This is a genomic window from Streptomyces cadmiisoli, from assembly GCF_003261055.1.
GTDB classification, from domain to species: Bacteria; Actinomycetota; Actinomycetes; order Streptomycetales; family Streptomycetaceae; genus Streptomyces; species Streptomyces cadmiisoli.
Map to the genome: position 1 here is coordinate 130542 of NZ_CP030073.1, position 19129 is coordinate 149670.

Sequence of the window (19129 nt, forward strand, 5' to 3'; positions counted from 1 at the left end):
CTCCCGGACCACTTGGAGCGGGACCGGTAACGGACCACGCACGATGACGTATCAGACACGGAGATTCTGTGATCGTTTCGCGAGTAAACGCCAGAGTCGACAGGTCGATGTGATGATCACCACGGGATGTAACGGAGCCGCAGAGCCGGAATAGGGTAAAGGCGAGACGAAGCTCCACATCACAGCAGATCACCCTTTTGGCCACAACCGGGCATTTCGCCACATTGCGTGGCGAAGGGTATGACCTTTTGTGACAAAAAAACCGGGTTTTCTAGGATTCCCCCGCTGCTCTGCCTCTGATTTACCCGGCCACACGGGATGTCTGTTGCCATCAGCCGGGAACCGCGCGACTACTCCTTCACCACACTCACAACTTCGCCACAGGGTGACGACGCGTTCCCCATAGGTCATCATCGGCTGGCCCGACCGCACCACGTGCACGTGTGGGCTCCGAGGGGACACAAGGCAGAAGGGGATCTCGCCCGATGACGCGCATATCGCGCCGCGCACTGGGACGTGGGGTCGGTGTGGCGGTTCTCGCGACTGTGGTCGCTGCAACCGGCATCGTCTACGCCGGACTGGAACTGGACGGCGACGCCACGCCTGGCGGCGGTCATGACCGGCCCGCAAAATCCGTGAGCGAAGCCACAGCTGTGCGGGAAGCTGCACGAAGCGGCAAGAACGTCGAGGTGACCGCAGCGCGGACCTCTCACTCCACCACATGGGCCCGTCCCGACGGGCTGATGGCGAAGCAACTGCACTCTTCGCCGATCCGCGCCAAGGTGGGCGGGGAGTGGAAGCCGATCGACACGAGTCTGCGCCGGACCAAGAACGGGTGGGAGCCGCGAGCCACCAACACCCGGATGGTTTTCTCGGCCGGTTCTGACGAGCACGCCGAGCAGCGTGCCTCCCGTGCGTCCGTGCAGCGAGTCTCTCTGGTGAAGCAGGCGTCCGTGGAGGACACCGGAACCCCGCTGGTCACGTTGTATGTGGACAATGGCACAGATGCGATACAGCTGACGTGGCCCGGCCCCGTCCCCGCACCGATCATCGACGGGAACCGGGTGCTGTACCCGGAGATCTTCCCGGGTGGTGACCTGGTGCTGACCGCCGACGATGACGGATTCGGTCAACTGGTCGTGCTGAAGAACCGTGCTGCTGCCGCCGATCCGCATGCCCGGCAGCTCCTGTACGGCCTGCACTCCGCAACCCTGACCTTCCGCCTGAGCCCGCGCTCCGGCATCATCAGCGCCGAAGATGCTTACGGCACCGAAGTAGCCGTGTCCTCCACGCCACTGATGTGGGACAGCAGCGGCAAGCCGGCCGTGACCGACGGCAACGTAGGGGCAACGGCCCAGCCGACGGCTCCGGAATCCCCCAACGCCAGCGACCCCGGCAGCCCCTCGCCGACCGACAACCCGAGCCCGAGCCCCACAGACGACGAACCCGTGGAGTCCGACGAGCAAAGTGACACCGACGTGGAGGACCTGCCCTCGGCGACCGACGGGCCACCCCCCACGGTCTCGGAGTCTCCTCTGCCGTCCGCGCCGGCAGAGCCGACGCCGGCACCTTCCCAGACTGGTTTGGCATCGACACTGAGCCTGCCACTGCTCGACGGCCCGTCACCGGATTCCCGCGGCGCGCTGGTGGAGGTCGACCTGTCCGACGGGGCCTGGGCTCTTACTCCTGACCAGGACCTCCTGAATGATCCGGAGACCACCTATCCGGTCTTCATCGACCCGTCGGTCAAGAAGCACACCCAGAACTGGACCACTGCGTACGACCGCCATCCCAACGCCACCTTCTACAACGGCGCGGGCTTCAACAAGGGCGGCACCCACGAGGCCCGCGTCGGATTTGAATCCGACACATGGGGCACCTCGCGCTCCTTCTTCAACATCTCCTTCGACAAGGACCTGAAGGGCACAAAAATCACCAGCGCCAGACTGCGGGTGCTGGAGACCTACTCGTGGTCCTGCAGCGCCCGCTCGGTCAGCGTTCACCTCACCGGACCGATCAACTCCCGTACCAACTGGAAGAACGCGCCCGAACTCCACGACGGCAACAAGCTGGCGACCAAGAGCTTCGCTCACGGCTACAAGTCCGGCTGCCCCGACGCACACGAAACCTTCGACGTGAGAAGCGGCGCCCAGAATGCCGCCGATGACGGCGAGGACACCATCACCTTCGGGCTGCGCGCCCGTGACGAAGACTCCCAGTACGCCTGGAAGAAGTTCCGGGCCAACGGTGACGACGCGCCCTCCATGGTCCTGGTCTACAACCGCAAGCCGTCGATCGTCTCCAATTCCCTGGACCTTGGTCCGGACGGGAGGTGCACGACCACCAAGCCGTACGTGCGCATGGGCTCGGGCGACCTCACTTTTACCGCCAAGGCCACGGACAAGGACAAGAACCTCGACTATTTCGACTTCGACCTCTGGGAGCTGGGCAAGTGGGACACCACGGGTGACCGGCTCGGCTCGACGGGCAAGGTGTCCGTTGGAGGCGACACCGGTACCGCTCTCGGCATCACTGACAGGTTCCCCACCGGCGGGCTCAAGAACGGTGCCACGTACTCGTGGCGCGTCCGCGCGGTGGACGACGCAAAGTCCACCTCGGGGTTCTACCCGACGAAGGCACCGTGCCGGTTCGTTCTCGACACGGCCGCACCGCGACCACCGGTGGCGTCCTCCAGCGACTACCCGAACGCCGATGGCAGCAATAACGGCTTTGGCAGCGGCGCCGAAGACTCCAACTGGAGCACCAAGAAGTTCGGCACACCAGGGTCCTTCACCTTCCGCGCCCTCAACACCGACGTCGTACGCTACGAGTACGGGTTCAACTCACCCAGCTACACCGGCTCCGCGTCAAGACAGGCCGGATTGCCCACTTCGCATCAGTCCACTGTCACCGATGCCAAGCCACCGGCCGCCGGACCGAACGTACTGTACGTACGGGCCGTCGACAGTGCCGGAAACCCCTCGGAACCGACGAAGTACTTCTTCTACGTCACCCCACGCGACCAGGCTGACGCGCCCGGGGACTTCACCGGTGACAAACTCGCCGACCTCATGGCTGTGACCAAGGACGGAAACCTCTACCTCTACCCCACGCAGTTCGACAAGGACCTCGTCAAGGGCACCGGCGACCTCGACTACTCCATGCCAGGCGCCTACCGCGCCAATCCTGACAAGGACCCCAACGGCGGCGACGAAGAGCCTCCCTACGTGCAGGCACCTGCCGGTCATTTCAAGGGCGCCCTGATCACCCACAACGGTGACATCACGGGAGGCGACGGCCTCCAGGACCTCGTCGTCCGCCTCGACGGCAGGCTCTGGGTCTATCCCGGAGACGGCTACGGCGCCGTCAACATCGACAAACGCCAGGAAATCCTCCTTCCCAACAACGCGCCCGATCCAGACGACCTCACCCAGATCGCGGCCGCAGGCGACATCACCGGCGACGGACGTACCGACTTCTTCGCCACCGTCCACACCGACACATCCGACGAACTGTGGGCCTTCACCGGATACCACGGCGCCACCGTGGAACAGGCAGTACTTCTGACCACCTCCTCCACATGGAATGAACGCGACATCGTCACCGTCCAGGATGTCTCCGGCGACGGCATCGCCGACCTGCTCTTCCGTACCGACGCCTCCGGAAGACTGCTCCTGCGCAAGGGAATCCCTGCATCCGGCGGCGGCGTCGACCTCACCTCGCTCGCCCTCTCCGGCAACTCCGCCGGCGGAGCCGACACCGAGTACGCCGCCTCCGGCTGGTCCAAGACCAGCGTGCCCATGCTCATGGGCACTCCCGATGTCAACGCGGACACCATCCCCGACATCTGGGCCATCCAAGCCGACGGCACCGTCAAGTACCACGCAGGCAGCAAGACCGCCCTCTCCGGTTCAGGAATCCAGGTCATAGGCGCCAATCCACACTGGCCCACTCGCATCGCGATCGGCTGAGAACGCCCTTGAGAGGTCCGCCACACGGCGGACCTCTCCCTTTTTGCAACTACTGCTTCGAGCTCCTGCACCCGGTGAGAAGTGAGCGAGCCACGCCACTGCCTCAGCCGCGAGGAGGCCGCCGCACGCGGCGGCACGAGCGCCACAAAGCCGGGTCACGACGCGTCCCGTCACGCCCGGCCTTACCGGCCGGCGTGGGAAGCCGACAGACCGGAGACGTACCGCTGGCCAGGGCGGGCGCGGACGCAGTGCCCGGCGTGTCCGGACGCCGGCTCAGATCCCCCGGCAGCCGTGGTGATGATCCATTCGGCGGCTTCGGCATCGGTCATCAGAAGCGCCTGCGTCGGGTGGACGTCGCCGTCCAGGAGCCGCGGACGGCCCGGTATCCAGCGCGTTGCCGAATACCGGGCCGTGGCTTCGTCGGCGTCTACGGCGCGGCCAGGAGCCTGCCCCAAGCGGACAGGTCGTCCGCCGAATCGCCCTCCGTGCTTGCCGAGTAGGCCGTCGAGCCGGCCTGGACCTGAAGGACGAGGCGCTGGGCCAGGAAGGCACGCTTCGCCGTCACCCGGGCGTCACCGGTGAACACTCTCCTCACCAGCTCGCCCACGTGTTCGGTGTGTACCTCGTCAAAGGTGAAGTCGTCCAGCATGACCCGCACGCCTCCGGGATGGTTGCGCGCCCCCATAATGAGGATCCAGACGTCGTGTCCGCGGATGTCACCGTCCCACTCCGCGACCCAGGCGCCGCCCTCCTCCCGTTCGCTGGGCGTGGCGTCGGCCACGCCCAGCGAACGCAGCGCTGCTGCGAGTTCCGCCAACGCGAGCGGTCTGTTGCCACTGCGTGTCATGGCTACAGTCACCCTCCAACTGTTTAGGCGGGGAGACGACATTCTCATTGATCTGACGCCTCGCGGGTCGGTCCGGGGGGCTCTACGACGTCATGATGCGGTCCGACAAGGTGGCTGCCATAGTGCCGGTCCGCGCGGTCTGGTCCGGGATCTACGCGACGCGCGGGCCGTCAGGCCGGATCGCGGAGCTCGGAGTGGCACTCAACTCCCCGTCGGTGTTGACGCTGTGGGGAGCACTGTTCCGTCGGACACGCGCTCCCGGTACGCGAACGGTCAGTGTGCCAGGATGCGTGGATGGTGCAGTCTTACGCAGCGTGGGAGAAACGTGTACAGGATCTGGTTGAGTCCCTAACGGGTCCCGACTCGGAGCGCATGCGCGGGCACGTTCTTGACTTCCTCAGGGCCGGTGAGCACGGGCTCGCTGTCGAAACGCTTGCCGACTGGATCGGGGATCTGGAGGAACCCGCGGTCGTTGCGCCAGCCGACCGTGCAAGGGTGCTCGAGCTGGCGTCGGACTTTCCCGAGGAGACACGGATTCGTGTGAGGCATGCTCTGACTGATAGCTGCCGACGGATGAGGCACAAGGTCGGTGGAGTCCTCATGACCGGGCAGCGGGTGCACAGGGCACTCGATTCATTCTTCTGGCAGTGACGCGGCAATTCCCTCACGTGGGCGCCCGCCTCGCTGGAGGCTTCTGACCAGCGTGAACGGTGGCGATGGCTGTCCATGCCCCTCTACGAGGAGGGGTGTTGTTGCATCCACGTCTGCAACTGGGTCACAGCACCCAGAATGTCGGTCCGAGCAGCGTCCAGGTCATCTGGGCCGGCCCTCTGAGCGCTGTCCTGCGCACCGTCGATGATCTTGTAGGCGCCGGAAAAGTGCTCATCCCCGGCAGGATCGCTCTCCATCGCGGCCCGTAGATCACTCAAGGTGGTCAGCACCCAAGTCAGGTGGTCTGTGCAATCTGCCTCACCGCAACCCGAGTACTGCGTCGCCTGGACCTGGGCCCACACGTCTTCCACCTTCTTGGCCTGCGCCGCGCCCGTGCTTCGCGAGCTGGGGCTTGCCTCCCCCGCATCGCACCCGGACGTTCCCCACGTCACCGCGATCCCCAGCACGACACTTGCCGCCAGCCCCACCGCGCGCGTCTTCGTCATGCGCACGATCAAACAGGGAGCGGGTGCCCAAGTCCAGAAGAAGACGGGAGCTGCCGGTACGAGGTCGGCGTAGCGGCTTTGGGCAAGACCTGCCATGGGGCGACTCATCATGGCCCCTAAGCTCAGGCGCCTACCGTCCCATGGCGGGAAACTCGATGACGCCGACCGCCGCGCGAAGAAGCTCAGGTCAAAGGCGCCGTAGGGAATCGCCGTGCGGCGAACGGTCACGGCTGGCGGCAGGGTGCTGGGGACGACAGGGCGGGGTCGAGGCTGCGGGCCCGTTCGTCGGCGGTGCGGCCACCCAGCAGGCGCTGGACCGTCACGGGCGGGACGGCTGTGAGCAGGCCGACTTGGTGGACCACGCTGCACGCTGGCACAGCCGGCCGTGCCTGGGGGCATTGATACGCGGCACGCCGGCAGGGGGTCGTAAGCGTCGTGCGTTGCGGCTCTTGGACCTGAACGCCTCTGGCGCCAGGCCCGGATGTAACGCTTTTCGCGTCCTGGCCCAAGAACAAGTGACGTGCGGTTGAAGCACACCGGTGAACCTCCGCAGCGGAGGACCGGGAGCCTTGGACGAGCAGGAGCTGTTTGTGGATGACCCGGAACGGTTACGGGGTGAGCCCGCTGCGTTGGTACGTGACCCGCAGCTCTTCGAGGAGTTCTACCGGCGCCACGTGGACGCGATGATGCGTTTCGTGGCCCGGCGCGTCGACGACCCGCATACCGCGGCCGACCTGACGGCCGAGATCTTCCTCGCCGTCCTTGACTCGGCCCATTCCTACCGGCCGTGCCGCGGCAGCGAGACCGCCTGGCTGTACGGCATCGCCCGCAACGTCGTCTCGTCGGAACGCCGCCGCATAGCCCGGGAGAGGGAACGCGATCTGCGCATCTGCGGGCGGCGACTGCTGGAGGCCGACGACATCGCCCGCATCGAGGACAAGCTCGATGCGGCCAGCCCCGGGCGGCACGTCCTGGCCGCGCTCGAAAGGCTCCCCGAGGGTGAACGGGCCGTCATGGAGCTGATCGCGGTGGACCAGCTCACGGTCACGGAGGCTGCGGCCGCGCTGGGCATCCGCCAGGTCACGGCCAGGGTCCGACTTCACCGTGCGCGCAAGACACTGCGGCAAGAGGCGGACTCCAAGACCACGGGCACGCATCACGCAGCTGTCCGGGCACGTTCCACGGGAGCGGGCACGGGGCCGGCGGACACATCGCTGCCGTACGTCGCGAGGGGAGAAGCATGAGCACGAAGAGGACGTTCGAGGACCGGCTCCTGGACGAACTGCACAGGGAGATCGAGGTACGCCAGGCCGGCGTGTGCCGGACCGGGCCCACTGAGACGGCAACGGGCGAAGGCACGCTGAAGGCTTCCGGGCGGCGTCTGTCCGCCCCGCGCCGCATCGCCGTCACAGCGGCAGCCTGCGCGGCAGCCTGGCTCACCACAGTGATCGTGCCCGGCTCACCGACCGACTCGAGGGCATACGCGGTGGAACGCCACAGCGACGGCACTGTCACCCTCACCATCGAGGACCAAAGCATCGACATCGAGGCCCAGCGCGAACTCGCAAGGCAACTGCGCCCGAACGGTATCGGTGTGACCGTGTCCGAAGTCGCGCCCGGCTACATGTGCCAGCGCAGCAAACCGCGAGAGCTCTACATGACCGACGAACAGGGCGAACCCGTCGGAAAACCCGTCGCTGTTTGGACCTGGGAGATCAAGCGCGAGATCAAACTGTTCCCCGGCCACGTGCTGGCCTTCGAGAACACCACAGGCAGCAACAAGCCGTACGCAGTCATCACCTACTTCGCCAAGAGCCAGGTCGAACCCTGCGTTCCGGTCAAGCGCGCCAACCCAGAAGGCTAGCCTCGATCCTTCTTGACGGGCCGCCGACGAAGTCGGCGGCCCGCTTCGTTGTTGATATCCGGGGTGCAGCGGGCCGTTCCGGTGCGGCAGGAGCCCTCGCGGTCCGCTCACTTCCCCACCAGCCGTCGTCGAGATATCGCGTCTCGGCAGCCGCGCTGAGGTGAGAGTTGACGGCAGCGTGACCGCCGTGGGTTCTGCGCGTTGAGCGAGGTGACAGGCGTGCATCGAGTATTGGGCGGTTCCGGTTCGCCGGCGTGGGTTGGGAACCGCTGGTTTCGATGACCGTCCTGTCATGGCAGGTCGCCCCTGGCCTTCCCCTCGAAGACCAAGGGCTGCGAACTTCCTTACCCGTCCCTCCGCCCAGCACAACCACCCGGCCCGTATCTCAGGGGCGCCGCTGCGTCGGCGGTGAGGCCGCCCGCCAGCAGTGGTCGCAGAAGCAGCCGCTATGCCATTTCCTCAAGAACCGGCTTCCGCGGCCGTCCTACGGATGACGCCGACGAGGTCCCGGTAGCACGGCTGTGAGTGCTGGTCATACCGAGTCAGGTGCGCAGCCGGGCGAGTTCGTCTGCGCGGCGCTGGTCCTTCGGACGGCCGAGGGCCCGCCGCATGCGGATCAGGTCGTCGAGTGCGGCGTAGCGGATGGTGAATCCTGCGGGGTCACGGGTGGTCTGCGCCAAGGTCAGGCAGGGGGTGACATCCATGGCGCCCCAGGGCAGGGCGGGGGTGCACAGGTCTCCGCTGGCACCGGTGACCCGGTACCCCACCTGTGAGCGGTCGAGATCAGGCAGTCCGGTGCAGCCGCACAGGGCCAGGGCGTCGCGCAAAGCGTGCGCCTCGTCAGGAGTGCCGTCCCAGAGCAGGTCGAGGTCCCCGGTCAGTTCGGTCGAGCCGTGCATGATGCCGGCGACCTGGCCGATGACTACCGCGCGCAATCCGGCATCGTGAATTGCTTGGAGGAAGGGGAAGGGATCGAAGCCAAATGCCCCGTCGGTGGCGAAAGTGCCCAGAAGATCGTCGGCTTCCTCTGGGCGGCGCCCGCTGGGGCTACGTTCTCGCGTGGCGTCTTCGGTCCGGGCGATGGCCTGCCGCAGGCGAGGCCGAGCCACCAGTCGGGGGCGACGTCTTTGGGGCTGACAAGCGACAGCGCCGCAGCCGGAGCACTCCACCAGCGCCCGGTAGGCCAGGGCCGCGACCACCGTGCGGAAAGCGGGCACCGTGGACGACCACTGGGATACGGGTACCACAGGCGCCACGCCTCCCGGGACGTCGCTGTCGTGGCGCCAGCTGTCCGGAAGGGCCGGCGGCTGGTAAGCGTGGACAGCACGCAGCCGGGCGGCGATGATCGCGCCGACGGTGGTGCGGACCCGGTCCGGTAAAGGCCGGTGGGTGATGACGTGGCGTAACTGCGCGCTGTTCCAGCCGGCCTCCATCATCGCGGTGATCACGCGGCCCTGATCGGTCAGCAGGAGGTCCGGACGGCGGGCACCGATGTCGAGCAGCAGCCGGATACCCGGATGCATCTCGTCCACCCGCGGCCCGCGCGGCGGCGATGCTGCCGGCTCAGGCTGCAGCTTCGCTGCGAGCCTCGTTGTCGCCGCGGTGGCCGGGACGGAGGGGTGTGGTCTTCTGCTTCGTGGTGTTCTTTCCGATGGTGTTCTTAGTCAGGTGGTCAGCCGACGTCGGGTCATCCACCGGTGGGAAACCCGACATCGGCTGCGACCTGCAGCGTTGCTGACTGGGTGAATCGGTGATGACGTACGCTGCCGCACCGAGCGTGCCGTCCGGACGGCGCTCGCGTCCCCGGCGCAGGAAGCCATGCTTCTCCAGCTCCTTGAGCCCGCTCCTGACGGCTGCCTCGCCGTCGCGGCCGCGGCGCGCCAGATCCGCCACGCTGATCCGCCAGCCGTCCCGGTGCGTACTGATCAACCCGAACAGACCCTGCGCCTTGAACGAAAGCCGAGGATCGCGGAACAGGCCGTTCGCGATCTGCGTGAAACGGTCCGCCGCCATCACCCCACGGCGGATCCCCGCCTCGAAACCGGCCCCCGCCCGACTCGACGACCCGGACACGGCCGGGGGCTGCCGGCCGCAGGCCCCCGGCCGGCGTCACCGAGGGCCGGCCGGTCCGTGATCGAGTAGACGATACCGCCGAGCGTCCCGTCATCGCACCGCACCTGCTCACGGACCAGATAGCCGAACCTCTCCAGCTCGCTCACACCGGCACGCACCGCATCCCGCCCATCAGGCCCGGCACCCACCAGGTCAGCGACCGTGACCCGCCAGCCGGTCACATGGGTACTGAGGAAACCGAAAATCCCCTTCGCCCGAAACGTAAGCCCGCTGTCGCGGAACAGGGCATTGGCGACCTGAGTGAACCAGGCGGACGGGGCGGACCCGTCCGCGGCCATCACCCCACGACGAACCCCCACCCCGAGACGAGTCACCGCCCTCCCCCGCAGGCCACGAACACCCGGCCGCCACAGGTCTGCAGCGAGGGGGTAGACGCGAAGTTGCGGTGACCACTGAGCGAAGAAGCGTGGGAGAGGTTCATCCCTTCAGCGCACCCGACGACCCCGACCACACCGACGACCACCAGCCCCGACCACCGGACACGATCCAGCAACAACCACACAAGACCGCCATGGTCAGCCGCGTCCCGCGGGCTTGGCGATCGGCGTTGCTACTGCCAGTTGTGCGCGGCGAGGGGGCCTGTGCCGTTGAAGTGCCCAGCAGGCCTTCACGTGGGTATTCGATGATGTCATGGGGCAGTTCGTGCACGGTAAATCAGGCCAGAGCCATGTACCTGTCCGGTCCTTGGTTGACGGGCTCGCCTTCCCATTCCTCAGCCTCGAAGAAGAAGTCGATCCGCTCGACTTCGTCGCCCTGGCGGTGGTGCACCACCTGGACAAGGCGGAGGTCGGTCGGGTCGACGGTGATCCCGGTCTCCTCGTGCAGCTCGCGGACAGCGCCGGCGGGCAGAGTCTCGCCCCGGTCGAGTCTTCCTGAGGGCATGCGCCACCGACCGTAGCCAATCGCCGCGGGGGTGCCGCTCCGGGAGCGCAACCGGCAGGCCGTTGGTCAGCGGAGTCGCAGACCGCGGACACGGTGTACGACAGGCCGGTCACGGCCACGGCGGAGGACCCGCTGTCCAAGGTGCCGTGGGGAGGCCACGCTCCGGTGGGGGTCATTCCGGAGACAGGCTGACGCAGCGGAACCCGGTGTCGTTGTCCTGCATCGTGGCGTTGGCGGCGTTGAAGAGCGACGGGGTGGCATGGATGAAGGGGGACGTGAACGCGCTCCCCTTCAACTCGTGCCGACCGGGCTCCGATTCGGATGCGCACCATTCCCACGTGTTCCCGCACATGTCGAACACGCCGTACGGGCTCACCCCCGACTGGTAGCGGGAGACGGGAGTGGTTCGCCCAATCTCGGAGTCGAGCACGTTGCATTTGGCGGCCGTGGGCGCGTCGCCCCACGGGTAGGCGCGGCCCTTGGTGCCGCGGGCTGCCTTCTCCCATTGCTCGCTCGTGGGCAGCGCCTTGCCGGCCCACTCGGCATAGGCGTCAGCGTCGTGCCACGTCACCCACACCACTGGGTGGTCAAAGATGCTGTCTGGGCACTTTCCGCCCGGCCAGTGCTGCGGGGCCCGGTGGCCAGTCGCCCTGACGAAGCGTGCGTAGTCCGCGTTCGTCGTCGGGTACACGTCGATGGAGAAGGCCTCCAGCCAAGTGGGCCTGTTGCCCCGCCCGGCCCGGAAGATGCCCGCGTCAACGGAGACCATCAGCTTCCCGTCGATCGGGCTCTTGGCGTAGTGGGGTTCTCGGCGTAAGAGGGCCTCGGCTCGCGCATCGTGTTCCGCTGCGGCCTGCTCGGTGATCAAAGTAGCGAACCGCTCTTGCACCGCAGGGAGTGCTGTCGAGAGCATCGTGTCCAGCGCGGTCTGATTCGCAGCTCGCGGCACAATGTTCGCGCCCTGTTTTTCCCACTTGACCAGCATGCGGTGACTGACTCCGACCGATGCGGCGAAGTCACGCCCGTTCTGCCGTAGGGCGGTACGGAAGGCCAAGACCTCCCGCCCCGTCCACCGCGCAACCCCCGTCATGGCGTATCCCCTTTACAGTCGCTCGCCGGGGACGGCGAGATAGGCGTCCCGGAGCTGGGTGAGCGTGGGGTGCTCTGTGGCCATCGGTACGTCATCGATGGTGGACAGCGCCCGCACTCCGATCGTGGTGTTGGTGGCGAAAGCGGCGTGCATGCCCTGCGCTTCCGCGAGGGTCACCGGCGCGGTGTGGTGCTGCCCGGTCTGCTGGAGAAGTGCCATCGTCACACCCGGCAACACGTCGGCCTTGGGCCACACGACTCCGTCCTCACCGATGAAGCCAACGTTCCACGTTCCGCCTTCGGACACGTGGTCGTCCGGGCCGACGAACAGTGCATCGTCGTAGCCGTCCAGGAGCGCCGAGCGTCGGGCGTGCAGGGCTCCGAACAGACCTGCGTGTTTGACCGCGGGCACGTCCCGCTCGTAGCGGACGGACTTTACGCGCAGTGGGGGCATCGGCAGGTCGCCGGCCGGGCGCACAGTGACCAGGACGCTGGGGTTGTTCGCCTTGTCGGGGTGTGCCATCTCGACGGCCGGATCGAAGATGGTGACGCGCACGACGAAGGAACCCGCCAGATCGCCTGCGGCCTGGCGGACGTAGCTGCGGACCCTCTCCGGGTCCAGTTCCGCGCCCATCACCGTCCGGCAGTCCCTGACCAGGCGCGCAAGATGCAGATCAAGGCCGCGTACGCGATGGTCGTCCACGCGCATGGATGTGAAGTGGCCGAAGTTCGTCAGCGCCAGAGTCAGCAGGGCATCGGGGGTAACGGGTCGTCCGTTCAGGGTCGCCATGTTCACCAGGATGGCAGCAAGCCGGGCAATTGCCGAGTGTCAGCCCCAAGTTGACGGCCTATAAGTTCGCCAAAAGTTCCTTCCATTGCCATGACTCAAGGGTGTTGTCTAGTGACCTCCCAAACACTCACTGTGACCAGGTGGTATCCGATGGGCGACTCGCCATTACTGGCGTTCATCTATGACCGGTGCGCAACAGCGAAGCATGCGTTCTTCGCCGCGGCTGAACCACGTACAAAAGGCGCGGTCCGGTGACGCCCGACAGCTACGTCCTGCCCAGGCCCGAGAGAGAGCGCCGGGCCGCAGCCTACGAGTGGCTGCTGACAGCAGCCCCGGACCGGCAAACGGCCATCAGTGAGTGGCGCAGCCCCGGTGTGGCACTGCTGACGGCCGGTGTGGAGTGGGACGCCGTACGCGTGCCGTACGACGTCCTGCACCCGGGCTTCGACCGCGCCACCACGCTCCAGGAACTGGTTCAGCGGCTCGGGGAACTGAAGGTGGGCGGATCGGCCTTCTGTGACCCGTACAGGCCCTTCATGTACCTCCTGGTCCCGCCGCGTACGGACAAGGACTGGCCCCGCGATCTCGCCTCGGCCCGGGTGGAATGCCTGGGAGGCACCCAGCCCTACGTCCATCACGTGGGCGTGCCTCGTCTGGAGAGCGTGGCGCCGCCCGGCCCGTTCTGGCTGACGCCGCCCGACGTCATCCCCCAGCGGCATGCCGACCCCGAGCACCTGTACACGCTGCTGCACGCGCTCCTACACGCGGCGCCGCAGCAGCAGGCAGACACGCCCCAGGTGATCGCATGAGCGACCGAGACCCGCCAGGGGCCACGCCGACCGCGCCGTGGACGGTCGGCAACCTCGCCGCCATCACGCCTTTTCGCATCGCGGTCCACGAGCAGACCGTCAACCCGGCCGCGGCCGCGGCCGGCGCCTCCCACCCACCCCTCGCCCGTGAGGCCAACATGATCGCTCTCCTGCAAGCCCGCTCCGGATCGGCGCCCATCGACGCCGACCACATCCGCCGCACCTGCGCACTGGCACTGTGGGAACCGGCGCTGCCCAACGGTGAGGAACGGGCGCATCTCGTGGGCTGCCTGCGCGGACAGACCCAGCTCCTCATGCCCGAGATTCAGCAACTGCTCCCGCGCATGCAGGGCGAGCACCAGCGGACCGCCCAGCACGTCATCGCCTCGGCCAACCGCGCCCTAGCAATCGACATCGTCACTGCACGGCAGGCGGACGCCCTGCACAACCTGGCAACCGCCTGCCGGGCACTGCTGGTCCTGCACGAGTTCCCGGACCCACTGAGAGCCCCCCAGACTCCCGCACCGGCCCGGCCGGATTGACTCCCCCGAGCCGGTACGGGCAACCCGGACAACCCCCGGGCTTCACCACAGAACACCGGAGGAGACATGTCCACAGCACGCATCCCGTCCGGTGCCAGCGCAGCCGGACCGACAGCGATTACAGACGGCGGCGCAGGAACGTCGTGCGCACCGGACTGGGCGAAGGGAGCGCGTCGTAGGTGCGGTACCAGTCCGCTTGCAGCAGCACCAGGTCGTGCGGGAGGCGAACGTCGCCACCGCACGCAGTCCGCTCCAACGACAGCTCACGATGTGAGGGCTCGAAGCGACGGCATTCGTCGCCGAGCTGGTGGTCAGCAAGCTGGTCACCAATGCGATCCGTCATGCAGAAGGCCCTGTCCACCTGCGTGTCATTCGAGATCACCACGTCTTGATATGCGGCGGAGATGGAGCAGGACGTGGACTACGAATCGGATCACTGATGCCGCTCGCGAATCCGGTGCGGCTTCCGGTCCGAGGGACGCGGGTCAAGCAGTGAGGTGGCGGCGGGTCGCCACCTACATGGCTCCGGCGGCGACCACGACAGTGAACGCCGTGGTGGCGGCGGGCAGGCCGATGACGTCGCTGAGGTAACCGGTGACGACCGGCAGCAGACCAACGGGGACGTACCCGCCGACGCTCAGGGCAGCGTTCGCCTCGGCAAGGCGTCCCGCCGGGACGCTCGCGCATCGGACTGCAGATCATCGACGGCACCCGGCCCTCCGTCAGGCTCAGTCGGCGCATCGACGGCGCGGGGCGGGAGACCGCCACCTTACTCGACCACGTCTGCTCCAAGGCGAGCGAACGGCTCACGGAGACCTTCCGGCTGGTCCCTCCAGGGGAGTTCGAGCAGGCCGTGGAAGTCCTGGCGCGGGCGCGCGAGGTACTCGCGTTCGGTGTCGGCCTCTCCGAGATCCCCGCTCGGTTCCTCGCCATGAAGATGAACCGCCTGGGTCATCCCACGCGGTTCGTCGGTGCTACCGGGTTCCTGCTCGCGGACGGCCTGCTCGGGCTCCGCGAGAACGATGCCGTTGTCATCTATGCACCAGCCCGCCTGACAAGGGAACTGGGCGTGGTCATCGACCACGCCCAGTCTGTGGGAGCGAAGACCGTCCACGTGACGGACTCGCTCGGCCCGGCCCCGGCAGGACGCGTCGACGTGACACTGCCTGCCGTCCACTCGGCCACCGGCTACACGGCGGAGGCCTTCAGCTCGCTGCTGATCACGGATTGCCTGCTCCTCGGAGTGGCCGCCCGGTACCGGGACCGCTCCACCTCCCACTCCGAGCTCCTGCACACACTTCGGGCAGCCCTCACTCCGGAGTCCCACCCGACCGGCCGGCAGCCCACGAGGCGCCGGGCCTCCCAGGAGGACGGCTCGTGACGGTCGTGCGTCACGGCACCGAGTAGCCGCCGTCGATCGGCAGCGCCACGCCCGTGACGAAACCCGCCTTGTCCGAGCAGAGCCAGACGACAGCGTCGGCGATCTCGTTCGCGTCGGCTATCCGCCCCAGGGGGTGGGCGGCAATGATCGACTTCATGGGTTCCTCGTTCGGATCCATCGTCGCGATCATCGGTGTGTCCACCAGACCGGGGCACAGGGCATTGACGCGGATCCCGTACGGCGCCACCTCAAGGGCCGAACTCTTGGTCATGCCGATCTCCGCCGCCTTGGTGGCCGTGTAACCGGAGAACCCGGACACACCCACCAGCCCCGCGCCCGAGGACATGTTCACCACTGAGCCGTGGCCCTGCGCGACCATCTGCCGGAGTTCGTACTTCATCGACAGGAACACGCCACGGACATTGACGGCGATCATCCGGTCCAGCATCTCGGTGGAGTAGTCCGTGGTGAGCTGGAACTCGCCGTCGTAGCCCGCGTTGTTCACGGCGAAGTCGAGTCGGCCCGTGTCCCCGACTGCCGCTCGGACCGTGGCTTCCACCATGGACTCGTCAGACACATCGGCCACGAAGTGGCGGGCCGAGCCGCCGGCATCCTCGACCAGGCGCACCGTCTCCTTCAGCGTCTCCTCCGTCCGACCCGAGACGGTGACCAGCGCGCCCTCGGCCGCGAGCGCCAGTGCCGTGGCTCGCCCGATACCGGATCCGCCCCCGGTGACCAGGGCGGTCTTGCCGGCGAACTGCAATGACATGTCTGTCCCTTCCGTTCTTCTTGTCGTCGCTCTCACTGTGGTGCTGTGGCTTTCAGTAGCGGGCGCTGGCGGCCCTCAGGAGCGGGGACACCATCGAAGGGCGCCCGTCCACGGTGGCCCCGCCGAACTGGATCATCGGGGCCAGCGTCCTGTTGTTCTCGGCGGGGAAGTTCAGCGCGGGAGCGGACACCTCGTCGAGGGCGTCCCGCTGGGCTTCGGTCAGGGTCACATCGAGCGCCCGCAGGTTGGCCTCGAACTGGTCCATGCGGCGTGCGCCGATCAAGGTGGAGGTGATCCCAGGTCGGCCCCGCACCCAGGCCAGCGCCACCGCGGCGGGACTGGCGCCCACCTCACGGGCGACGGCGTCGAGCGCGTCGATCACGACGTAGTCGGCCTCGCTCGGGGTGCCGACCAGTTGCGTCCGCGTGGTGTCGACCGGTCCCGTGACGGTGCTGGAGTACTTGCCGGACAGGAAGCCGCTCTTCAGCGGCCCCCAGGGCATCACTCCCATGCCCAGGGCCTGAGCCATGGGGATCAGCTCCCCCTCCGAGGTGCGTTCGAGCAGGGAGTACTCCAACTGCACCGCGATGATCGGGGCCCACCCGCGGAATCGCGCGATGGTGGCCGCCTGCGCCGTCGCCCAGGCCGGCACGTCGGAGAAGCCGACGTAGCGGACCTTGCCGCCGGCGACCAGGTCGTCCAGCGCGCGGAGTGTCTCCTCGGCCGGAGTGGACGGGTCGAAGTTGTGCAACCAGTAGATGTCGACGTAGTCGGTCCGCAGCCGCCGCAGGGAGTTCTCCAGCTGTTGCACGACCGCCTTGCGGCCCGGTCCGCCGCCGTTGGGGTCGTTCTCGTAGAGATTGCCGAAGAACTTCGTGCCGATCACCACCCGGTCGCGCAGTCCGGACCGGGCGGCGAAGTAGTCACCGATGATCTTTTCGGAATGGCCGTTGGTGTAGATGTTGGCCGTGTCGATCGAGTTTCCGCCTCGATCGAGATAGGCCGTGAGAATGTCCTGGGAATCCCCGGGGCTGCTGCCCCAACCGTGATCCTCCCCGAAAGTCATCGTGCCCAGCGTGAACTGACTGATACGCAGTCCGGAACGTCCGAGCGTCACGTAGGAATCGAGCGACATGGTGCAACCTCATAAGCGGGGAAAGGCGAGGACGGACGCTGTGACGGTCCGTCCGGGTACCTCTCCATTCGACCCCGCCGCGGGGCGGCTCCCTAGACCGATGCACGCGGACCATTGCACGATCCGCGCAACCTCGCCCGCATCAGGCTGGCCCCGCGTACGCTCACGTGCTTTCCTGGCATGGTGGATCACCTCAAGGAAATCCGGCGCCGGATCGCGAGACTGGCAGCGGGCAGCTCCCGTCCTGTATGGACTCACCAGATAGCGGTCTTCTCGACCCAACACGTGACCGAACCACTGGGCACCGTGACCGAGCCCATGATCGCCCTCACGGCTCAGGGAGCGAAGCGCTCCGTCCTCGGGGACCACATCTTCGAGTACCACTCCGGCCAGTACCTCATCGCGACCGTCGACCTGCCCCTGACCTCGCAGATCACCCGCGCCACACCCGCCGAGCCGTACCTCGCGTTCGGGCTTCCCCTGCAGCCCTCGATCATCGCGCAGCTGCTGCTCGAAACCGGCCCGACGACCCCCCGCCCACACGCGGGGCCAGGCCTGGCGACCAGTGACGCCGACGACAGGCTGCTCGACGCCGTCGTCCGGCTGCTGCGCCTGCTCGACGAACCACGGGACATCCCGGTACTCGCCCCCAGCCTCCAACGCGAGATCCACTGGCGACTACTAAACGGCCCCCAGGGCGCCCTGATCAGGCAGATCGGCCTCGCCGACAGCCGGACCACTCTCGTCGCCCGCGCCATCGCATGGATCAAGACGCATTACGACCAGGTGATACGCATCGACGACCTCGCCGACGAAGTCGGAATGAGCGTCTCCTCTCTCAATCGGAACTTCCGGGCCGTGACGGCCATGAGTCCGCTGCAATACCAAAAACGGCTCCGTTTGCAGAAAGCCCGCATTCAGCTCATGGCATCGCCACACGACGTGGCCGCGATCAGCTACGCCGTGGGATACGAAAGCCCCTCACAGTTCAGCCGTGAATACCGGCGCATGTTCGGTGCACCTCCGGGTCAGGACGCAGCGCGCCTGCGAACCGTTGAAGTTCTCCAGGAATAAATGCCGGGCGTTCAAACAGACAAATTACCCGGCACAAATATCGGCAAAACGCGCGGACACATCGCCCCGCGACACTCGGCGGGACCTGCGGTGGAGTCGTTGTGATCAGCTCACCGCTGTCCGGCCGGTGCGTGATGAGAATGTGCGCCCCGGCGCTATTTGAGGGGCGAGTCATGGAACAGAGCAGCAGCACTCGGAGATTGGTGACTGCGGACTCAGGCGCCCACGGTCCCGTCGACACCCTCGCGCAAAAAGTCTGCGTGCCCGTTGTGGCGGCCGTACTCCAGGAGCACGTGCACCATCACCATCCGCAGCGATACTTCCTCACCCCATCTCGGCTGATACCCGGCCCGGTCCAGGGATTCAGCCTCCCGCTCGATACGACGCGAGTTCTCCACCTCGGCCTCCCAGGCCTCGAACGCCTCGTCCCTGGTCGACGCGCTCGCGTCGTACGCCGCCTGGAAGTCAATCTTGTCGGACCAGACCATGGGCACGTCGTTCTCCTCAAACACCCGACGGAACCAAGCACGCTCCACCTCCGCCATATGCCGAACCAGACCGAGCAGCGAGAGCGTGGACGGCGGCATCGACTGCTGCCGCAGTTCCTCGTCGGTAAGTCCTTCGCACTTCATAGCAAGAGTCGCGCGGTGGTAGTCGAGGAAAGCCCGCAACATGTCACGTTCGCT

The 19129-nt window shown here is 67.0% G+C and carries 19 protein-coding genes and 1 pseudogene; 8 read left to right on the top strand and 12 right to left on the bottom strand.

The features are described 5' to 3' along the window. Positions 1–485: 485 nt before the first annotated feature. Entirely contained in the window at positions 486–3971 is a 3486-nt protein-coding gene (locus DN051_RS00665; RefSeq protein WP_112437579.1) for a DNRLRE domain-containing protein, read from the top strand. 427 nt (positions 3972–4398) lie between these two features. Here the strand turns inward: DN051_RS00665 and DN051_RS44710 are convergent, their stop codons facing one another. Continuing rightward, positions 4399–4818 (bottom strand): hypothetical protein, encoded by a 420-nt coding sequence (locus tag DN051_RS44710; RefSeq protein WP_162624741.1) that lies wholly within the window; start codon positions 4816–4818, stop codon positions 4399–4401. 294 nt (positions 4819–5112) lie between these two features. Between DN051_RS44710 and DN051_RS00675 the strand changes: the two genes are divergently transcribed. Next, complete coding sequence (locus DN051_RS00675) at positions 5113–5469, top strand: MafI family immunity protein (protein WP_112437581.1); 357 nt, start codon at positions 5113–5115, stop codon at positions 5467–5469. Positions 5470–5552: 83 nt separating this feature from the next. Here the strand turns inward: DN051_RS00675 and DN051_RS00680 are convergent, their stop codons facing one another. Next, positions 5553–5975, bottom strand: a complete 423-nt coding sequence (locus tag DN051_RS00680) for a hypothetical protein (RefSeq protein ID WP_162624742.1) — start codon at positions 5973–5975, stop codon at positions 5553–5555. 590 nt (positions 5976–6565) lie between these two features. Here DN051_RS00680 and DN051_RS00685 point away from each other — a divergent pair. Further along, positions 6566–7219, top strand: a complete 654-nt coding sequence (locus DN051_RS00685; RefSeq protein WP_112441915.1) for an RNA polymerase sigma factor — start codon at positions 6566–6568, stop codon at positions 7217–7219. Further along, the gene (locus tag DN051_RS00690) at positions 7216–7839 is read left to right on the top strand and encodes a hypothetical protein (protein ID WP_112437583.1); all 624 of its coding nucleotides are present in this window, start codon (positions 7216–7218) and stop codon (positions 7837–7839) included. Before DN051_RS00685 ends, DN051_RS00690 begins: the two co-directional genes overlap by 4 nt. 542 nt (positions 7840–8381) lie before the next feature. On the opposite strand, the gene DN051_RS46225 is transcribed toward DN051_RS00690, so the two are convergent. From DN051_RS46225 to DN051_RS00715, 5 genes are all read right to left on the bottom strand, one after another. Beyond that, a complete protein-coding gene (locus DN051_RS46225; RefSeq protein ID WP_246040793.1) occupies positions 8382–9362 on the bottom strand; it encodes a hypothetical protein in 981 nt (326 codons plus the stop codon). 40 nt (positions 9363–9402) lie between these two features. After that, the gene (locus DN051_RS45710) at positions 9403–9852 is read right to left on the bottom strand and encodes a helix-turn-helix domain-containing protein (protein ID WP_199314827.1); all 450 of its coding nucleotides are present in this window, start codon (positions 9850–9852) and stop codon (positions 9403–9405) included. A gap of 774 nt (positions 9853–10626) precedes the next feature. Beyond that, entirely contained in the window at positions 10627–10854 is a 228-nt protein-coding gene (locus DN051_RS00705; protein ID WP_112437584.1) for an NUDIX domain-containing protein, read from the bottom strand. A 172-nt stretch (positions 10855–11026) separates the two neighbouring features. Further along, positions 11027–11839, bottom strand: coding sequence for a formylglycine-generating enzyme family protein (locus DN051_RS00710; RefSeq protein ID WP_246040792.1), 813 nt, complete (start codon positions 11837–11839; stop codon positions 11027–11029). 117 nt (positions 11840–11956) lie between these two features. Continuing rightward, positions 11957–12733 (bottom strand): aminotransferase class IV family protein, encoded by a 777-nt coding sequence (locus DN051_RS00715; protein ID WP_112437586.1) that lies wholly within the window; start codon positions 12731–12733, stop codon positions 11957–11959. A gap of 251 nt (positions 12734–12984) precedes the next feature. On the opposite strand from DN051_RS00715, the gene DN051_RS00720 reads away from it, so the two are divergent. Both DN051_RS00720 and DN051_RS00725 read left to right on the top strand, forming a co-directional pair. Continuing rightward, a complete protein-coding gene (locus DN051_RS00720) occupies positions 12985–13542 on the top strand; it encodes a hypothetical protein (protein ID WP_112437587.1) in 558 nt (185 codons plus the stop codon). After that, entirely contained in the window at positions 13539–14084 is a 546-nt protein-coding gene (locus DN051_RS00725) for a DUF6415 family natural product biosynthesis protein (RefSeq protein WP_112437588.1), read from the top strand. Before DN051_RS00720 ends, DN051_RS00725 begins: the two co-directional genes overlap by 4 nt. Positions 14085–14202: 118 nt before the next feature. On the opposite strand, the gene DN051_RS44715 is transcribed toward DN051_RS00725, so the two are convergent. Further along, positions 14203–14427 (bottom strand): hypothetical protein, encoded by a 225-nt coding sequence (locus DN051_RS44715; protein WP_162624743.1) that lies wholly within the window; start codon positions 14425–14427, stop codon positions 14203–14205. 172 nt (positions 14428–14599) lie between these two features. Further along, a pseudogene (locus DN051_RS47680) lies at positions 14600–14767 on the bottom strand (MFS transporter); the annotation flags it as partial. A 170-nt stretch (positions 14768–14937) separates the two neighbouring features. Here DN051_RS47680 and DN051_RS00740 point away from each other — a divergent pair. After that, entirely contained in the window at positions 14938–15465 is a 528-nt protein-coding gene (locus DN051_RS00740) for a MurR/RpiR family transcriptional regulator (RefSeq protein ID WP_162624744.1), read from the top strand. Between the two features lie 10 nt (positions 15466–15475). On the opposite strand, the gene DN051_RS00745 is transcribed toward DN051_RS00740, so the two are convergent. Further along, positions 15476–16234: an SDR family NAD(P)-dependent oxidoreductase gene (locus tag DN051_RS00745; RefSeq protein WP_112437591.1), complete on the bottom strand. Its 759-nt coding sequence runs from the start codon at positions 16232–16234 to the stop codon at positions 15476–15478. 52 nt (positions 16235–16286) lie between these two features. Continuing rightward, positions 16287–17369: an aldo/keto reductase gene (locus DN051_RS00750; protein ID WP_112437592.1), complete on the bottom strand. Its 1083-nt coding sequence runs from the start codon at positions 17367–17369 to the stop codon at positions 16287–16289. A gap of 180 nt (positions 17370–17549) precedes the next feature. Here DN051_RS00750 and DN051_RS00755 point away from each other — a divergent pair, with 180 nt between their 5' ends. Continuing rightward, positions 17550–18443 carry an AraC family transcriptional regulator gene (locus DN051_RS00755; RefSeq protein ID WP_246040791.1) on the top strand — a complete coding sequence of 298 codons (894 nt, stop codon included), beginning with the start codon at positions 17550–17552 and terminating at the stop codon, positions 18441–18443. A 215-nt stretch (positions 18444–18658) separates the two neighbouring features. On the opposite strand, the gene DN051_RS00760 is transcribed toward DN051_RS00755, so the two are convergent. Then, positions 18659–19117: a DinB family protein gene (locus DN051_RS00760; protein ID WP_112437593.1), complete on the bottom strand. Its 459-nt coding sequence runs from the start codon at positions 19115–19117 to the stop codon at positions 18659–18661. Positions 19118–19129: the final 12 nt, after the last annotated feature.